17 protein-coding genes and 1 pseudogene are annotated in these 16,761 nt (G+C 70.9%); 9 read left to right on the top strand and 9 right to left on the bottom strand.

Annotation, left to right across the window (positions count from 1 at the left end; translation table 11 throughout):
- Positions 1 to 54: 54 nt before the first annotated feature.
- Positions 55 to 666: a dihydrofolate reductase family protein gene (locus tag QQG74_RS17575; RefSeq protein WP_341715855.1), complete on the top strand. Its 612-nt coding sequence runs from the start codon at positions 55 to 57 to the stop codon at positions 664 to 666.
- A 21-nt stretch (positions 667 to 687) separates the two neighbouring features.
- Here QQG74_RS17575 and QQG74_RS17570 read toward each other — a convergent pair whose 3' ends face one another.
- The 4 genes and pseudogenes from QQG74_RS17570 to QQG74_RS17555 all read right to left on the bottom strand — a co-directional run bounded on the left by QQG74_RS17570 (position 688) and on the right by QQG74_RS17555 (position 2,277).
- Positions 688 to 1,131 (bottom strand): STAS domain-containing protein, encoded by a 444-nt coding sequence (locus QQG74_RS17570; protein ID WP_341721265.1) that lies wholly within the window; start codon positions 1,129 to 1,131, stop codon positions 688 to 690.
- 150 nt (positions 1,132 to 1,281) lie between these two features.
- Positions 1,282 to 1,476, bottom strand: a pseudogene (locus QQG74_RS17565) (anti-sigma factor antagonist); the annotation flags it as partial.
- 86 nt (positions 1,477 to 1,562) lie between these two features.
- Entirely contained in the window at positions 1,563 to 1,832 is a 270-nt protein-coding gene (locus tag QQG74_RS17560; RefSeq protein WP_341715854.1) for a GlsB/YeaQ/YmgE family stress response membrane protein, read from the bottom strand.
- Between the two features lie 34 nt (positions 1,833 to 1,866).
- Positions 1,867 to 2,277 carry an STAS domain-containing protein gene (locus QQG74_RS17555; protein WP_341715853.1) on the bottom strand — a complete coding sequence of 137 codons (411 nt, stop codon included), beginning with the start codon at positions 2,275 to 2,277 and terminating at the stop codon, positions 1,867 to 1,869.
- 152 nt (positions 2,278 to 2,429) lie between these two features.
- Between QQG74_RS17555 and QQG74_RS17550 the strand changes: the two genes are divergently transcribed.
- From QQG74_RS17550 to QQG74_RS17525, 6 genes are all read left to right on the top strand, one after another.
- Entirely contained in the window at positions 2,430 to 3,113 is a 684-nt protein-coding gene (locus QQG74_RS17550; protein ID WP_341715852.1) for a response regulator transcription factor, read from the top strand.
- The gene (locus QQG74_RS17545) at positions 3,110 to 4,465 is read left to right on the top strand and encodes a HAMP domain-containing sensor histidine kinase (RefSeq protein ID WP_341715851.1); all 1,356 of its coding nucleotides are present in this window, start codon (positions 3,110 to 3,112) and stop codon (positions 4,463 to 4,465) included. Before QQG74_RS17550 ends, QQG74_RS17545 begins: the two co-directional genes overlap by 4 nt.
- 95 nt (positions 4,466 to 4,560) lie before the next feature.
- Positions 4,561 to 5,121, top strand: coding sequence for a GerMN domain-containing protein (locus tag QQG74_RS17540; RefSeq protein ID WP_341721264.1), 561 nt, complete (start codon positions 4,561 to 4,563; stop codon positions 5,119 to 5,121).
- Positions 5,122 to 5,280: 159 nt separating this feature from the next.
- Complete coding sequence (locus QQG74_RS17535) at positions 5,281 to 5,547, top strand: GlsB/YeaQ/YmgE family stress response membrane protein (protein WP_341715850.1); 267 nt, start codon at positions 5,281 to 5,283, stop codon at positions 5,545 to 5,547.
- A 223-nt stretch (positions 5,548 to 5,770) separates the two neighbouring features.
- Positions 5,771 to 7,687, top strand: a complete 1,917-nt coding sequence (gene htpG, locus QQG74_RS17530) for a molecular chaperone HtpG (RefSeq protein ID WP_341715849.1) — start codon at positions 5,771 to 5,773, stop codon at positions 7,685 to 7,687.
- A gap of 115 nt (positions 7,688 to 7,802) precedes the next feature.
- On the top strand, positions 7,803 to 8,639 hold the full coding sequence (locus QQG74_RS17525; protein ID WP_341715848.1) for an SAM-dependent methyltransferase: 837 nt from the start codon (positions 7,803 to 7,805) through the stop codon (positions 8,637 to 8,639).
- 69 nt (positions 8,640 to 8,708) lie between these two features.
- Here QQG74_RS17525 and QQG74_RS17520 read toward each other — a convergent pair whose 3' ends face one another.
- The 3 genes from QQG74_RS17520 to QQG74_RS17510 all read right to left on the bottom strand — a co-directional run bounded on the left by QQG74_RS17520 (position 8,709) and on the right by QQG74_RS17510 (position 10,862).
- A complete protein-coding gene (locus tag QQG74_RS17520) occupies positions 8,709 to 9,908 on the bottom strand; it encodes an MFS transporter (protein ID WP_341715847.1) in 1,200 nt (399 codons plus the stop codon).
- Between the two features lie 79 nt (positions 9,909 to 9,987).
- The gene (locus QQG74_RS17515) at positions 9,988 to 10,467 is read right to left on the bottom strand and encodes a hypothetical protein (RefSeq protein WP_341715846.1); all 480 of its coding nucleotides are present in this window, start codon (positions 10,465 to 10,467) and stop codon (positions 9,988 to 9,990) included.
- 68 nt (positions 10,468 to 10,535) lie between these two features.
- Positions 10,536 to 10,862 (bottom strand): hypothetical protein, encoded by a 327-nt coding sequence (locus QQG74_RS17510; protein ID WP_341715845.1) that lies wholly within the window; start codon positions 10,860 to 10,862, stop codon positions 10,536 to 10,538.
- Between the two features lie 380 nt (positions 10,863 to 11,242).
- Between QQG74_RS17510 and QQG74_RS17505 the strand changes: the two genes are divergently transcribed.
- Together QQG74_RS17505 and QQG74_RS17500 are read left to right on the top strand one after the other, a co-directional pair.
- The gene (locus QQG74_RS17505; protein WP_341715844.1) at positions 11,243 to 13,939 is read left to right on the top strand and encodes a M14 family metallopeptidase; all 2,697 of its coding nucleotides are present in this window, start codon (positions 11,243 to 11,245) and stop codon (positions 13,937 to 13,939) included.
- A gap of 24 nt (positions 13,940 to 13,963) precedes the next feature.
- A complete protein-coding gene (locus tag QQG74_RS17500) occupies positions 13,964 to 14,596 on the top strand; it encodes a hypothetical protein (RefSeq protein WP_341715843.1) in 633 nt (210 codons plus the stop codon).
- A 69-nt stretch (positions 14,597 to 14,665) separates the two neighbouring features.
- Here the strand turns inward: QQG74_RS17500 and QQG74_RS17495 are convergent, their stop codons facing one another.
- Both QQG74_RS17495 and QQG74_RS17490 read right to left on the bottom strand, forming a co-directional pair.
- On the bottom strand, positions 14,666 to 15,370 hold the full coding sequence (locus QQG74_RS17495; RefSeq protein WP_341715842.1) for a DUF998 domain-containing protein: 705 nt from the start codon (positions 15,368 to 15,370) through the stop codon (positions 14,666 to 14,668).
- A gap of 27 nt (positions 15,371 to 15,397) precedes the next feature.
- On the bottom strand, positions 15,398 to 16,195 hold the full coding sequence (locus QQG74_RS17490; protein ID WP_341715841.1) for a peptidoglycan-binding domain-containing protein: 798 nt from the start codon (positions 16,193 to 16,195) through the stop codon (positions 15,398 to 15,400).
- Between the last annotated feature and the right edge of the window lie 566 nt (positions 16,196 to 16,761).

Below are 16,761 nucleotides of genomic sequence, written 5' to 3'. Positions count from 1 at the left end.
GTCGTCGCTCAAGTGGCGGGCGGCGCGGTGCCGCCCCACGAGGAGGAGACGATCATGCGACTCACGCTCACCACGTTCCTGACCCTGGACGGCGTGATGCAGGGCCCCGGCGGCCCCGACGAGGACCGCAGCGGCGGCTTCGAGTCGGGCGGCTGGGTGGCGCCACACTTCGACGAGACGCTCGGCGCCCACATGAGCGACATCTTCGCCCGCGCCGACGCGTTCCTGCTCGGCCGGCACACGTACGACATCTTCGCCGCCTGGTGGCCGAAGCAGGAAGATCCCGAAGACCCGATCGCCGTTCCGCTGAACCGGCTGCCCAAGTACGTGGCGACCACCCGCGACGACGAGTTGACCTGGTCGGGCACGCAGCGCCTGGACGGTGACCTGGCCACGGCCGTCGCCGAGCTCAAGCGCCGGCCCGGTCGGGAGTTGCAGGTGCACGGCAGCGGCCGGCTCGCCGGCTCGCTGATGCGCGAGAATCTGATCGACGCGTACCACCTGATGATCTTCCCGGTGGTGCTGGGCGCCGGGCGCCGCCTCTTCGCAGACGGCGTGCCCCCCGCCGGCCTGCGCCTGGTCGACAGCCGATCGTCCGCTGCCGGCGTGACGATGCTTACCTACCACGCCGCCGGCGCACCGACCTTCGGCTCGATGGGCGGGTGACTGCGCCGTCGGCGGGGTGGCTCAGACGGGTACGCGGGGAGCGGCCTGCCGGGCGGTGAGCACGGGTTTGTGGGCGTTGCCCCGGTGCCGGACGGCCTCGGCCGGGGTGACGTCGACCCGTACCACCTCGCTGCCGCCCCCGGCTGCCGCCAGTTGGGTGAGGGCGTCGTCGAGCGTCTCGAAGATCGGGAAGACCCCGTCGAGTTTCATGGTGTGCAGCACCGTACGGATGAACCGCGACGGCGCGGCCAGGCAGAGGCGGGCGTCGCGCTCGCGTACCTCGCGATGGGCGCGGACCAGCAGGCCCAGCCCGACCGAGTCGATGACGTTCACCCGGCCCAGGTCCACCACCACGGTCCCGTCCACCTCGACCGCCTCGCGCAACGCCACCCGCAACGTGTCGTCGGTCTCCGGGGCGAGTTCGTCGGAGTCCACGAGCACCGTCACCTCGCCGGCCCGCTCCATGTCGGCCCTCACTCCGGCGGGGCGGCCATCGGGCGGGCCGGCCATCGGCCCGGCGGGGCGGCCATCGGGCGGGCCGGCGGGGCGGCCACCGGGCGGGCCGGTGCCCGGACCGGCGGGACGTGCACCGGGCGGGACCGTGCCCGGCGCAATCGCGCCCGGCGGGAGCGTGCTGCACCGCGGGCAGCGGTGCGGGCCGGTGGCGAAGGGGGAACCGCTCCACCCCTGATCGCTGACGAGCGTCCAGACGACCTCGGCGTCGGGCAGCACGCACGCGGTGCCGGTGGTGGTCTCGCCGCACGCGTCGCAGATCAGGGTCATCAGGTTGTCGTCCGGTACGACGGTCATCCTGCTTCCTCTCCGGTGCCGCGGCCGTCGCGGCCAGGACACGGACTCGGGGCGTCGGGCGGGGGGCACCGTCGCCATGCGGACGGTCAGCGGGAGTCGGAACGTTCCTTGCCGGCGGTGGCGACCACGATCACCACGCCGACCGCGGCGAGGCCAGCCTGCACGACCAGGCCCAGCAGGCTGAACCCACGGACACCGGCGAGCCAGGCGCTGATCGCGCCGAGCAGCGCGGCGACGGCGCCGATGGTCATCGTCAGCCACAGCGGCACGCTCGACCGGCCGGGGACGACGAGCCGACCGAGCGCGCCGACGGCAAGGCCGACGGCAAGGGCCGCGGCGATCCCGGCGACGGTCATGCTGCTCCTCGTACTCGCGGACGGCTGGTGCGGATCAGGTACGTACGGTGACGGCGGCGCGGCCGTACGTGGTCGGGCGCGGCACGGTACCCGGGAGCACGGGATCGCCGGCCGGCGCGTGCGTCGCAGTGGCGTTGTCGGAGCGCACCGGCAGGATCTGATCCAGCCGGGCGGCCTGAAGGATGCGGGCGATGCGCGGGTTGGGGTTGCGCAGCGCCAGCACACCACCTTCGCGCACCATCTGGCGGTGCACGTCGAGCAGCAGCCCGATCGCGGCGGCGTCGATGTGCCGGCAGCCGGACAGGTCGATCACGACCTGCGTCGGTCGCAGCGCGAGCAACCGGTCGAACACCGCGCCCGTCTCCGGCAGGCAGGCCAGATCGAACTCGGTGATGGCCACCTCCACGAGGGGCACGGTGCATTCGGGGCGGCGTGGCGTGGTCACGTCCGTGGCCTCCTCTCCTGTCCCCAGGTCGGCTCTCACCCTGCCGACCAGGCTTGGCGGGCACCGCGCGGACGTATGACAGTTGCGTGACAAAACACCCGCAGGCCGGGCGCGGTTGGCTGACCAGGTGCGGCCTTGGGGATGATTCCGGTATGACAGCGGTACTGGTGATCGAGGACGACGACCGGATCCGGTTGGCGTTACTGCTCGCCCTGGAGGACGAGGGTTACGAGGCACGCGGCGCGGCGACCGCCGAGGAGGGCCTGCGCACGCAGCGCCGGGACCCGGCCGACTACGTGCTGGTCGACCTGATGCTGCCCGGGATCGACGGCTTCGAGGCCATCCGCCAGTTGCGCCGCGACGACGACGTGCCCATTGTGGTGGTCAGTGCCCGCGACGACACCCACGACATCGTCGCCGCGCTGGAGGCCGGTGCCGACGACTACGTGGTCAAGCCGGTGGCGATCAAGGAACTGACCGCCCGGTTGCGGGCCCTGCGTCGCCGGGCCCGCGCGGTGCCGGCGGTGGAGACGCCGGTGCCGGTGCTCGCCTTCGGGGAGCTGGAGGTCAGCCCCGAGGCCGGGGAGGTGCGCCGGGCCGGCGAGCCGGTCGCGGTCACCCGCACCGAGTTCCGGCTGCTCTGCGAACTGGCCGAGCACGCCGGGCGGGTGCTCTCCCGCCAGCAACTGCTCAGCCGGGTCTGGGGCTACGACACCGGCGACGAGCGGCTGGTGGACGTGCACGTGGGACGGCTGCGGCAGAAGATCGAGAGCGATCCGGCCAACCCGCAACACCTCGTGACACTGCGCGGGCTCGGCTACAAGCTGCAACGATGAGACGCCTCGGACTGCGGGCCCGGGTCACCGCCGCGTTCGCCGTGGGTGCCCTGTCGTTGTCCGCCTCGATGGCCCTGGTGTCGTACGAGCTGACCCGCCGGACGCTGCTCGACGAGCGGGAGCGCACCGTGCTGCGGGCGGCGTACTACGACGCGGCGGTGGTTCGCGCCGGTCTCGACACCGACAACCCGGATGTCGCGGAGGCCCTGCGCACGCTGGACACCGGCACCGGTCGGCGAGCCCTGATGCTGCTCAACGGGAAATGGTACGGGCGGGCCGCGGAACCGGGCGTCACCGCCGCCATCCCCGCGCGGATGCTGGACCTGGTGTCGGCGGGTGAGCCGGCGGTGCAGCGGATCCGGGTCGACGACCACCCGGTCATGCTGGTCGGCGTGCCGCTGTCGGAGTCGGCCTCCTTCTACGAGATCGCCTCGCTGCGGGAGCTGGAGCAGACCTTCCAGGTGCTGGCGCTGGCGTTGACCGCAGTCGCGATCATGGTGGCCGGATCGGGAGCGGCCCTCGGCTGGTACGCCACCCGACACGGGCTGCGTCCCCTGACGGCCGTCGCCGACGCGGCCGAGCGGATCGCCGCGGGTGACTTCACCACCCGCCTCGCCCCGGACACCGACCCGGACCTGGACCGCCTCTCCACCTCGTTCAACCGGATGGTCGACGAGCTGGCCCAGCGCATCGACCGGGACCGGCGTTTCGCCGCCGACGTCAGCCACGAACTGCGTTCGCCCCTCCAGACGCTCGCCGCCGCGGCGAGCGTGCTGGCCCGTCGGCGGGAAAGCCAGGACGAGCGGACCGCGACCGCGGCCCGGCTGGTGGCCGACGAGATCGACCGCTTCCAGCGACTCGTCAACGACCTGCTGGACCTGGCGCGCAGCGATCAGCCGGTGCACCGGGAGCCGGTCGAGCTGACCGATCTTGCCCGGCAGGCCTGCCGCGACCGGGACCTGCCGGAGTCGATGGTGCACCTGGCGGCGGACACCCCGGCGACCTGGCAGGTGGACCGGCGGCGGATCGCGCAGGTGTTGGCGAACCTGCTCGACAACGCCGAGCGCTACGGTGCCGGGCCGGTGGCCGTGCGGCTGCTCCGGGCGCAGGACGCGGGAGTGATCGAGGTGGACGACGAGGGACCGGGGGTGCCGGTGGAGGACCGAGAAGCGATCTTCGGTCGATTCGTCCGTGGCCGGGCGGCCAACTACCGTGGCGGCGGCGACGGCACCGGCCTCGGGCTCGCGCTTGTGGCCCAGCACGCCGCCGCGCACGGCGGCACGGCCTCGGTCAGCGACCGCCCCGAAGGCGGCGCCCGGTTCCGGGTCACCCTGCCCGGGAGCCTGTCATGATCCCCGTCCGCGTCCTGAGCGCCCGGCGCGCCGCGCTGCCCGCCGGCCCGCCCCACCGGCCCACCGGCACCCTGCGGGCCGCCCCGGGTGCCGCGCTGCGCGCCGTACTTGTGGTGGTCCTGTTCGCTCTGGTCGCCGCCTGCGGGGTGCCGGCCGAGGATCTGCCCCGGGCGGTGACCCCACCGCCCGGCCCGTTCCCGTCTCCGGCGACCGCTGCTCCGGCGCCGGTCGAGACCGGCTCGGCGACCGAGCTGCTCCATTTCACCCGCGAGGACCGGCTGGTACCGGTGATCCGCCGGGTGGACCAGGTGCCCACGGTCGACACGCAGCTGGGGAACCTGCTCGCCGGGCCGACTCCCGCAGAGCGCGACGACGGCCTGACCAGCGCCCTGCCGGGCGCGTTCAGCAACGCGGTGGTGGAGCTGGTCGACGGGCAGGCCCGGGTCACGGTCGCGCCGGCCGACGCGGAGACCGGCCGCAACGACCAACCGCTCGCGTACGGGCAGATCGTCTGTACGCTCACCGCCCGCACCGACGTCACCGCGGTGATCTTCCTGCGGGACGGCGCGGCGCTCAGCGTCCCCCGGGCGGATCTCTCCCTGTCACCGGGGCCGCTCACCGCGGCCGACTACGCGGTCCTGATCAGCCCTCGCTGACCCCGGCACCGTGGCGACGGCGGGCGGGTTCATGACAGCCGTACCGCGAAACTGTGACGGTTACCGCACAATGCGCCGTACGACCGGGGCTCGCGTTTGCCGGACCCGCCGATTCGGGCACCGTGTCTGTCGACGGAAACGTTCGGAGGGACGGCTCTCATGGAAATCACCGGTTTCTTCACCGCCATCATCATCGGTCTGGTCATCGGGGCGCTCGGTCGGCTGGTCGTGCCGGGTCGGCAGCGCATTCCGTTTCTGCTGACCATCCTGATCGGTGTCGTCGCCGCGATCCTCGGCACGCTGGTCGCCGGGCTGTTGGGCGTGGACGACACCGCCGGCATCGACTGGATCGAGTTGTTCATCCAGGTGGCCTTCGCCGCGCTCGGTGTCTCGCTGCTCGCCGGGACGTACGGCCGTCGCCGCTGAGCATCACCTGTGCCGCCACCGACTCGCTCCGGTCCGGGAGCGGGTCGGTGGCCTGCGTCTGGGCGGCGATGACACGCTGCCGCGCACCGCCCGCCACCGGTGCGCGGGTGCGCGACGACGGCCCGACCCGGCGTACCGGCGAACCACCCCACGCACCCGGGCGGCGACGGATCGTATCCTTCTCGGGAATCGTCATGACTGACGGGGAGAGAGGGGACCTGGTGTGAACGACCGGACCGAGACGTTGGAATTTCAGGCTGAGGCGCGCCAGCTGCTACAGCTGATGGTCCACTCGATCTACTCGAACAAGGACGTCTTCCTCCGCGAGTTGATCTCGAACGCCTCCGACGCCCTGGACAAGCTGCGTATCGCCGCGCTTGTCGACAAGGACCTCACCGTCGACACCGACGACCTGCACATCACCATCGAGGTGGATCGGGACGCCCGTACCCTCACCGTACGGGACAACGGGATCGGGATGACCCGCGACGAGGTCGTTTCCGTCATCGGCACGATCGCCAAGTCCGGCACCGCCGAGCTGCTGCGCCAGCTGCGCGAGGCCAAGGACGCCGGGGCGTCGCAGGAGCTGATCGGACAGTTCGGGGTCGGCTTCTACGCCGCGTTCATGGTCGCCGACAAGGTCGAGTTGACCACCCGCCGGGCCGGCGAGAGTGGCGGCACCCGCTGGGAGTCCACAGGTGAGGGCACCTACACCATCGCCGCACTCGACGACGCGCCCCAGGGCACGGCGGTGACCCTGCACCTCAAGCCGGTCGACACCGAGGACAATCTGCACGACTACACCACCGATCTGACGATCCGCGAGATCATCAAGCGGTACTCCGACTTCATCGCGCACCCGATCCGGATGACCGTGCAGCGCCCGGGTGCCGACGGCGCCGAGGCCACCACCGAGACGGTGACGCTCAACTCGATGAAGGCGCTCTGGGCTCGCCCGCGCGGCGAGGTCGAGCCGGCCGAGTACCACGAGTTCTACAAGCACGTCAGCCACGACTGGTCCGACCCGCTGGAGACCATCCACATGCGGGGCGAGGGGACCTTCGAGTACGAGGCGTTGCTCTTCATCCCGTCGCACGCCCCGCTGGACCTCTTCTCTCCGCAGGGGCATCGCGGCGTGCAGCTCTACGTCAAGCGCGTGTTCATCATGGACGACTGCGACGCGCTGATGCCGAACTACCTGCGGTTCATCAAGGGCGTGGTGGACGCCCACGACCTGTCGCTGAACATCAGCCGGGAGATCCTCCAGCAGGACCGGCAGATCAGGGCGGTACGCCGCCGGCTGGTGAAGAAGGTCCTCGCCACCGTCAAGGACCTCAAGAACGAGCAGCCGGAGCGGTACCGCACCTTCTGGACCGAGTTCGGTGCGGCGGTCAAGGAGGGGTTGGTCGACGACACCGACAACCAGGAAACCCTGCTGGAGATCCTGTCGGTGGCCTCCACCAACGACCCCGCCGAGCTGACCGACCTGGCCGGCTACGTCAGCCGGATGAAGGACGGCCAGACCGACATCTACTACGCCACCGGCGAGAACCGCGCCACCATCGAGAACTCCCCGCACATGGAGGCGTTCCGGGCCAAGGGCTACGAGGTGCTGCTGCTCACCGACCCGGTCGACGAGGTCTGGGTGGAGCGGGTCGGCAGCTACGACGGCAAGACGCTGCGTTCGGTCGCCAAGGGCGAGGTCGACCTGGACACCGAGGAGGAGCGCAAGGAGGCCGAGTCCGAGCGGGAGCGGCAGCGTGCCGAGTACGCCGACCTGCTCACCTGGATGGGCGGTGTGCTTGCCGACTCGGTCAAGGAGGTACGCCTGTCGTCGCGGCTGACCACCTCGCCGGCATGCGTGGTCGGTGACGCCCAGGACATCACGCCGACGTTGGAGAAGATGTACCGGGCGATGGGGCACGAGGTGCCGAAGGTCAAGCGGATCCTGGAACTGAACCCGGGCCACCCGCTCGTCACCGGCCTGCGCAAGGCGCACGAGCAGGGCGAGACCGGCAGCACCCTGGCGGAGACCGCCGAGTTGCTCTACGGCACGGCCCTGCTCGCCGAGGGCGGTGACCTGGCCGACCCGTCGCGGTTCGCCCGCATCCTCGCCGACCGCCTCGCCCGCACCCTCTGAGGTGTAAGGAAGGGCCCCTGCTTAACGCCTCGTGCATAGCAGGGGCCCCTTCTTAACCAACGCCGCGTCGACCAACGCCGCGTCGACCAACCCGACGAATTCACCTGGAGTTCCGGTGACCGAAGCCTCCTCGCGTAGCGCCACCAGTCAAGTCGAACTGGACAGCAGCGTGCCGCACTCCGCCCGGCTGTGGAACTACCTCCTCGGCGGCAAGGACCACTTCGCCGCCGACCGGGCAGCCGCCGAGCAGGTTCTGGCGTTCATGCCGGAGTTGGTGCAGTCGGCCCGCTTCAACCGCGAGTTCCTCGGCCGCGCGGTGCGGCACCTGGTCGGTACGGCGGGAGTACGACAGTTCCTGGACATCGGCACCGGCCTGCCCACCGCCAACAACACCCACGAGGTGGCCCAGGCGGTCGCGCCCGAGTGCCGCGTCGTCTACGTCGACAACGACCCGATGGTGCTGGTGCACGCGCGGGCGTTGCTGACCAGCCGGCCGGAGGGCGCCACCGACTACATCGACGCGGACCTGCGCGCCCCGGAGCGAATTCTCGCCGAGGCTCGCCGCACCCTGGACTTCACCCAGCCGGTGGCGATCATGCTGCTGGGCATCCTGAACTTCGTCGTAGATGACGACGAGGCAACCCGGATCGTCCGGCACCTGGTCGACGCGCTGCCGGTGGGCGGTTACCTGGTGATCTCCCATCCCACCCGGGAGGTTAACCCGGAGGCCGTCGACCGGGCGATGGAGTCGTGGCGGGCCGGTGGCGGCGCCGCGATGGCGGTCCGCACTCCGCAGGAGATCACCCGGTTCGTCGAAGGTCTCGACCTCCTCGATCCCGGTGTGGTGACCTGCTCGCAGTGGCGTCCGGACGGCAACGACACCACCCCCGCCTCCGAGTACGCGCTCGTCGCTCGGAAGGCCGGCGGCGCCGCAGCGCCGCCGGCCGACTGAGCTGTCCACGATCGCGACGGCGGCCTGCGGCATCGCTGCGTCGACCGGCACCTCCCCGAAGGCCGGCGGTCAGTCGCTGCCGGCGGGCACGGGTACGGCGGCGGCCGGGACCGCGCGTGCGGCGCGTCGGCGGGTACGCCAGGCCAGTGCCCCGGCGGCGAGGCAGCCGGCTGCGGCGAGAAGCAGCGGAGGTCGACCGCCCCACAGCACGGCGGCCGAACCGAGCGGATTCATCGCCGCGATCGGCCCGAACATGACCGTGTTTGCGGTGGCGGCGACCCGACCGAGCAGCGCGTCGGGACTGTGCGTCTGCACGGCGGTGACGGCCGCGACGAGGGCCCACGGTAGGCCGACTCCGGCCACCACCGACGCGGCCACCACCGCCGGCCACCAGGGCAGGCACCGCCCCAGGCAGCTCACGCCGAAGAGCACGGTGCCGGCGACGGCCACGGCCGTCGGGTCGAAGCGGGCGATCAGCCGGCCGACGACCACGCCGCCGGCCACCGAACCGGCACCCTGGGCGCTTACCAGCACGCCCAGGAAGGTGATCGGCAGGCCGAGGACGTCGGTGACGATGGCGTATCCGGCGGCGGTGCCGAAGCCGGACAGTCCGATCGCGACGGTGGCCAGGCACACCGGCAGCCGGATCGCCGGCGAGCCGAAGAGCACGGTCAAACCGGCCCGGACGCCCCGGGCGCGGGGCGCGGCGGCTGGCGGCGTACGGGTCAGGCGTAACGCGGCGTAACCGGCGGCGGCCAGCGCCGGCAGGCCGGCGGCGAGCAGCGCGACGACGGGACCGCCCTGCCAGGCGTACAGGCTGGCACCGGCCAGCGGGGCCACGAGTTTGACGCCTTCCTGGGCGCTGGAGCGCCAACCGTTGACGTTGCCGAGTTCGGCGGGGGACAGGGCGGCGGGCAGCAGCGCGCTCTCGCCGGCGTCGATCAGGACGTACGCGACGCCGTAGATCGTGGACACGAGGTAGAGCAGCCACACCTGATCGGGCCCGCGGACCGCCAGCAGGGTGGGCAGGACGGCGGCCAGGGTGAGGTTGGCGGCGATGACGATCGGGCGTCGGGGCAGCCGGTCGACGAGGCCGCCGAGCCACGGGCCGGCGAGGGTGGGCGCGTACACGCAGATCGCGGCGAGCGCGGCCAGGCTGGGGGAACCGGTGAGGTCGAAAATCCAGAGGCCGGTGACCAGGGCCACGGTGCTGCCGCCGAAGCCGGACAGCAGCGAGACCAGCACGAACAGGACCGCGTTGCGTCGCACGAGCCGCTCCCAGGATTGAGTCGAGGTGACTCATAGCCTCAGTCCTGAGTCTGGGCAAGGCAAGATTGACCGGCTCGTGTCAACGTAACGTTGACAGCGCGGCGACGAGTTCCCGGGCTACGCCGCGTACCGGCCTGGGTAGTCCCGGTCGGGAGTGGGCCAGGTCGGTGGCGACGTGCCGGGCCAGGTCGTAGAGGCCGCCGGGCTCGGCCGCCAGTGCGAGCGCGGTGGTCCGCCGCAGCAGCGCGGCCCGGGGGAAGCGGTCGTCCCAGCGGCGGTCCGCGTCGATCCATCGGTGCAGGCCAGCGAGGATGCGCCGGAGCTCTGCCACCTCGGCCGGCCAGCTTCGGTCGGCCGCCGCCCGACGGGCCTGCCGGGCGGCGGCCAACCGTTGGCGGCGTTGCTCGGCGGCCTGCCGACTGCCCAGCCCGAGCGCCTCGGCGACCTGCGTCCAGGTCGCACCGGCCTGCCGGGCCCGATCGATGAGGTCGAGTTCGGTCTCGTCCAGCCGCTCCCGGGCGGACGAGATGTCGGCGAGGCGGTCCAGCGGATCGAGCATCTGTCAACGCTACATTGACAACTGCCGGCACCCTCTGCGGCGGCGGGACCAGCCTCCCGTTCGTGGTGTCAGGCGGCGGCCGACTCGCGGCCGGGCCGCTCGGCCGCCCAGGCGGGCACTGCGGCCGGCCAGCCACCGCGCTGCGGGTGCTGCGGCGCCTGCGGCTGCTCCGCCTCGTCGGTCGAGCCGCCCTGCGCCAGCGCGAGTGCGCGTTGGGCCTGCTGCCACGGCCCGCAGGGCCACTCCTGGTCAGCGCAGATCAGATGTACGCAGCCGCCCTGCTCGTCGGGCGCGTGCGCGTCGGCGACATCCAGGGCGAGGCGCCAGAGCAGCGGGTCGGTGACCTCGTCTGGCCGGTCGGTGTCGTAGCTTGGTCGGTCGGCGTTCTCGGACACGCGTGATCCCCCCTCGTTTTCGAGCCTCAGGCTCATGTCTCCAGTCTGCCGGTAGGCCAAACGCAGGTCGCGGGCTGTTTGGGAAGAGGTGTGCGGCCTCACCTGTCCACTACTTGGGATGATTGACAGATCAGCTTCGCCGGGCGAAAGATGTTCGCAACCTGATCACTCCTATGTGCCGGGTGGCGACGCTGTGTAATCGGTGCTGCGGGCGGTGTCGTCGCCGGGCGCGCCGTCCTGCTGTTCACGGGGCTGAGGGCAGCGGGGTGGGCCGCGCGAACCCCCGTCCGTGCCGCACACCGAGAAGAGGGGCCACAAGCCTCATGCCCAGATTCCGTACCCGTTCCCGGTGGCGTCACCGACTACCCGTATCGGCGGCCGTGGCCGCCGGCACCGCCGTATTGCTGCTGGTCAGCCCGGCGGCGGCCGTTCTGCCGCAGGCCGCCGCACCCGTCGGCGAAACCCCCGCCGACCTCGGTCGGCTCGCCGACGAGCAGGCCAACGTGGTCGAGGTGCTGGTGGCCGACCACGCCGAGCTGGACGCGCTGGTGGCCACCGGTGTCGACCTCGACCACCACGTCCACCAGCACGAGGACGGGATTGTCGTGCACGCCGTGGTGACCGGAAACGAGGTCGCCGCGCTTACCGCCGCCGGCTTCACCTTCGGCGAGGTGCTCTACACACCGGCCGACGCGCAGGACCGGATCGCCGAGCGGGAGGCGACGATCGCCGCGCACCTGGCTGACAACCAGGAGTTCGCGCCCAACCGCGCGGCCCGCTCGGCCGCCTCGGTCTCCGATGTCAAGATCATCCGTGCCGACTACTACACCAACGGCACCACCCAGGTGCTGTCGGTCGAGGCCAAGTGGGCGCAGGGCCAGACGGCCAGCACCGCACTCACCGTGCAGCGGGACAGCGGGCCGGGCACCGAGATCGGTTCCGGCGGGTCGCAGAACATCACCCGCTTCGTCGACGCCGGGGTCTACATGTACCACCGGGGCGCGGCGAACGTGACCAGCAAGCCGGAGTACGTGCGGATCACCAGCCCCACCGGTGACGTTGCGGTGGCAAAGGTGACCGAGTGGCTGCCCATCGAAGGCGACGGCCCCGAGGGTCCCGGCTACCAGAAGGACTTCGTCACCAGCTACCTGACCCCGACGGAGCTGTACGACCGGATCAAGGCCCTGGCCGAGCAGTACCCGACGCTGTCGGAGATCGTCGAGTTGCCGTACAAGACCAACGGTTACCGGCGTAAGGCCCAGGCCGTGCTCGGCACCGCCAACGCCAGCCGCGTCGGCGTGGACTCGCTGGCCTGGGGTCACGAGGGCGGCAACGACATCACGGTCGAACTGGCCAACCCCGGTGCCGCCGACTCGCCGCTGACGGTGACCGTGACCGACAACCAGGTCCGCGTCGGTCTGGCCACCGATGGCAGCGGCGCGGTCACCAGCACCGCCGCAGAGGTCGCCGCCGCGCTCAACGAGCAGGCCGGGACACTGCTGAAGGCGTACACCTACCGGGGTAACGCGGGTGCGGGCGTGGTCGCACCGGCCGCGCCGACCCAACTGTCGGACGGCCTCTCCGCACCGGAATCGGTCTCCCGTGACCCGCACCCGGTGTACGCCATCCGGATCGGCAAGGACCGCGACGGCTCCAAGCTCGGTGTGCTGGCGTACGCCCAGGAACACGCCCGGGAGTGGGTGCCGCCGCTGGTGACCATCGAGACGGCCGAGCGGCTGCTGCGCAACTACGCCAACGACGCGAACACCCGCGAGCTGGTGGACAACCTGGACATCTGGATCGCGCCGTCGATCAACCCGGATGGCGGGCACTACTCGTTCTACGACTTCAACTCGCAGCGTAAGAACATGACCAACCACTGCACGCCGCAGGAGTCCGGGGACTTCCTCGGCCGTACCTCGTGGGGTGTGGACAACAACCGCAACTACACCGAGTACAGCCTCTTCGACGGCTACTCGGGTGCCTCGGCCAGCTGCACCAGCGGCACGTACGCCGGGCCCAGCGAGCTGTCGGAGCCGGAGAACAAGAACGTCGACTGGCTGGCCTCGCGCGGGAACATCAAGTTCTCGATGAACCTGCACTCCTCGGGCAACTACTTCATGTGGTCGCCCGGCTCGTACGCCACTCCGGGCCGGATCTCGGCGCCGCGGCCCACCCTGGCCGAGGAGTCGCTGTTCTGGGGTGCCTCGTCGCGGATCCTGACCGCCATCAAGCGGCACCGCAACCTGGCCGTCACCCCGGCGCGTACCGGTCCGATCGCGGACGTGCTCTACTCAGCGGCCGGCAACTCCGGCGACATGCTCTGGTACAAGTACGGCATCTACGCCTGGAACTTCGAGGTCGGCACCTCCTTCCAGCCGACCTGGGCCTCCGCGCACGAGGAGACCATGGAGTTCTCCAACGGCCTGGTGGAGATGCTGCGGGTGGCCCGTGACTACGACACGGACGAGGTGGCACCGACCAGCTCGGTGCAGGTCGAGGGGAGCGCCACGGCCGGCATGGTCGACGTGACCTTCTCCACCAGCGAACCGGCGGCGGTCTTCTACACCGTCGATGGCACCCGTCCGACGCTGGAGTCCACGCTCTACGGCTCGGCCGGTGTCCGGGAGGGCGGGGAGACGCTTACCCTGCCGGCCGGCACGACTCTGCACTGGTTCTCGGTGGATGCGCAGGGCAATGTGGAGAACGGCTACCTGCCCGACGGCACCGGCGACAACTACCGGAAGCAGAAGCTGTACGACCCGCAGGAACTGCCGCTGACGACCACCGTGCAGGTGCGGTGTGTGGCGGGCAAGGCGTACCTCGGGGTGCAGGCGTTCAACGACCACGACTCGGCCGTGGCCATCACCCTGGAGAGCGCGTACGGCACCAAGTCCGTCGCCAACGTCGCGCCGGGCGCGAACGCCTTCCAGCAGTTCAACACCCGGGCGACCGCGGTCTCGGCCGGCTCGGCCACCGTCCGCGCCACCGGAACGCTAAGCGGCGAGGCGGTGACGACCGTGGTGACCAAGGAGTACGCGGGCGTCAACTGCGCCGACCCCCGTCCAGCCCTGTAACTGTCAGCAACAACGGAGAATCGCATGAACACATGGAGTCGTAAGCGGCTGCTCGCGGCCGGTGCCGCGGGTGCCATGCTGGCCGGTTCGGTGGCGATGGCGTCACCGGCGGCGGCCGAGCCGGGGGACAGCGCCGACGTGTCGGTGACCGTCGACATCGAGGAGATCAAGGAACCGGGGGTGCTGGCGCTCTCCATCGCCGGTGACTCGGTGGCGTTGGCCGAGGATGGTTCGACGCTGCTGGTCCGCCAGTTCGTCGGCACCCTGCCGACGGTGACGGTTACCGACACCCGCACGACGGACGAGGTGCCCGAGAACGCCGCCTGGGCGGTGCTGGGCAGCGCGACCGACTTCGTCGGCAGCGCCGGCCAGGATCCGATCGGCGCGGGCCACCTGGGTTGGAAGCCGCGGCTGCTGGACGGTGGCGACACCGGTCTGGTGAGCGAGGGCGAGGAGGTCGTGACCGTGATCGACGAGCCGACCCAGCCGGGTAACAACGTCGGTCTGGTCGACCAGGAACTGCTGGTCTCGACGTTCGACTCGGGTGCCGTCGCGGGTGGCGCGTACACGGTCAACGCCGACCTGTTCCTGCGTACGCCGGCCGATGTCGCCGCCGGCTCGTACACCTCGACGTTGACCCTGTCGTTGTTCGAGTGAGGTGACGGTGGCCAGGGGATCGCCGCGCGGCGGCCCCCTGGCCACCACGTCGTGGGGTGGACGTGCCGGTCAGGACGGCGCGGTCGCCGGCTGGTCGGCCGCGAGCGGCTGTGGCCGGCGGGCCGGACCGGGCGGCCGGTGGAACATCGCCTCGCCCTTGACCAGCCAGGCCACGCCGAAGGCGAAGACCGCCACCGCCTCGCACCAGAAGAACGGTCGCAGCGTCTCGCGGACCGGCTCGGCCAGGGCGTTGCTCGCCACGCCGAGCGCGATCGCGGCGAGGATGGCGAGCCCGCAGCTGCGGTAGACGGCGTTGCGTACCCGGGCGCCGCGGCTCGGTGGGCCGTTGATCGGGAACCGCCAGAGGCAGAACAGGGCGAGGATCGCGAAGAGCAGCCCGGCGGCGACCCCGTGCACCCGGCCGAGCGGGAACGCCCCGTCGGCCAGGGCGGCGGGCGGGGCGTCGGTGGAGGTCGGCACCAGCGCCACCACCACCGCGAGCACGCCGGCCATGGTGCTCAGCACGTCGTCGAGGCGGCGGTACCGGTAGTTGACCAGGAACACCCCGATCGCGCAGAGGCTGCCGACGAAGACGTCCCGCATGTCGCTGTGGTAGTAGCTGCTGATCGAGTTGAGCAACTCGAACCCTCCGGTGGCCAGGGCATGACCGGCCGGGAGGACGATCGGCAGGGCGATGCCGAGCGCCCCGACGCCGAGCCGCAGCCGGCGTAGCGTTCGGGCATCCGGCGCGGGCGGGAGCGGTGCGGGTTCCATGTTTCCTCCCAGTGAGCCCGGATCAGTTCAGGTAGCTTCACTCAGCGTGTCCGCGATCAGTCGCAGCACCTGTTCGGGGGTCCAGTTGCCGGGCGGGCCGGACGGGCCGGAAGGGCCGGGCGGACCCGCCGGACCAGGGGCACCAGGCGGGCCCGAGTCGCCCGGCTTGCCCGCGAAACGCTGCACGTACGCCCGCAATACCTGCTCGTATGCCGCAGGGCTGTAGGTGTCGCCGCTGCTGACCGTGCTTCCCATCGCCTTGCGACACGCGAGCAGAGCTGCCGAGGTTGCCGGGCCGTAGTGGCTGTCGATCGCACCCTTGTAGTAGCCGAGGGTGGCGAGCTGGCGTTGCAACGCGGCTACGGCGTTATTCTGATCATTGATTTTGCAGAACATGAGGGGGACTCCTCCCGTCGCGCCAGGGATGACCCACGGCCGCTCGGAGCGTTCGTGGCTCTCCCGGGTATTCCAGTGGACATGCGCGGTGTGCGGGCTGCTGCCGGTGTAGATCCGACGCTCCCACCCGAAACTGCGGTTGGCGATCTGGCGATCGTGAATCCAGTACTGCGAGGACTCGTGCTCCTCGAAGACCTTCTTGAGGCGTTCGACATCTTCCCGGTATGGTCTGCCGACCCCGTTGACCTCTACGTCCATGTCCCAGGCATCCACGGAACCGTCGGGATCGGGGTTGTGATCGCTGAAGCTTCCCTGGTGAGCAGAATCCCCGATGGTGCCGTCGGAGCGCTTGTCCCGGTTCGGGTACGCGGCGTCGACGGCCTTACGGAAGTTGGTCAGGGCTCGGTTCAGGTACCAGTTGACGGCCACCAAAGTCACCTTCTCTCTTGGATCGGCGGGGCCGCCGCGTGTGCGTCGGTAGGCAAAGGTGTGGATCGTAAGACTCGTTGACGTCGAGCCACGGCTACTGGGCTTCCCAGCGACCTCGATGCGATTTGAGCGTCACTTCTCAGCCCTCGCGCCGCGGGGCTGTGTTCTCGGTAAAATGCCTGGTCAGCATGCGTCTGTTATTAAGCCGTAGCACGGCGGTAAGGCCACCGCCCAGCGGGAACGGTGACGCGTACCGGACAGTTCCGTCCCTCGTTCGGGGGACATTTCCCGGTTCGCCGATCCCCCGCCCGGGTGAAATAAGAATTCTTCTCATGGCAAGAAGGCGAATCTCGTGCGGGAAAAGGATGCGGGCCGGGTGCATCCTGCTCGTCGTCGGGCTGGCTGCGGCCTGTAGCGCCCCGACGAAGAAGGACAACCGGCCTTCGTCGGAGACGACCGGCACCCGGGCCACCCTCACCGTGGTGGCCGCCGGTGACCTGCTCGTCCATCCCGAACTCAGCGAACAGGCAGCCGCCGATGCCCGGCAGGCCGGCCGCGCGCGGCCG

This window comes from Micromonospora sp. FIMYZ51, from assembly GCF_038246755.1.
GTDB lineage: Bacteria > Actinomycetota > Actinomycetes > Mycobacteriales > Micromonosporaceae > Micromonospora.
The sequence above is the reverse complement of the archived record's forward strand: the minus strand, read 5'-3'. Positions and strand labels throughout refer to the sequence as shown.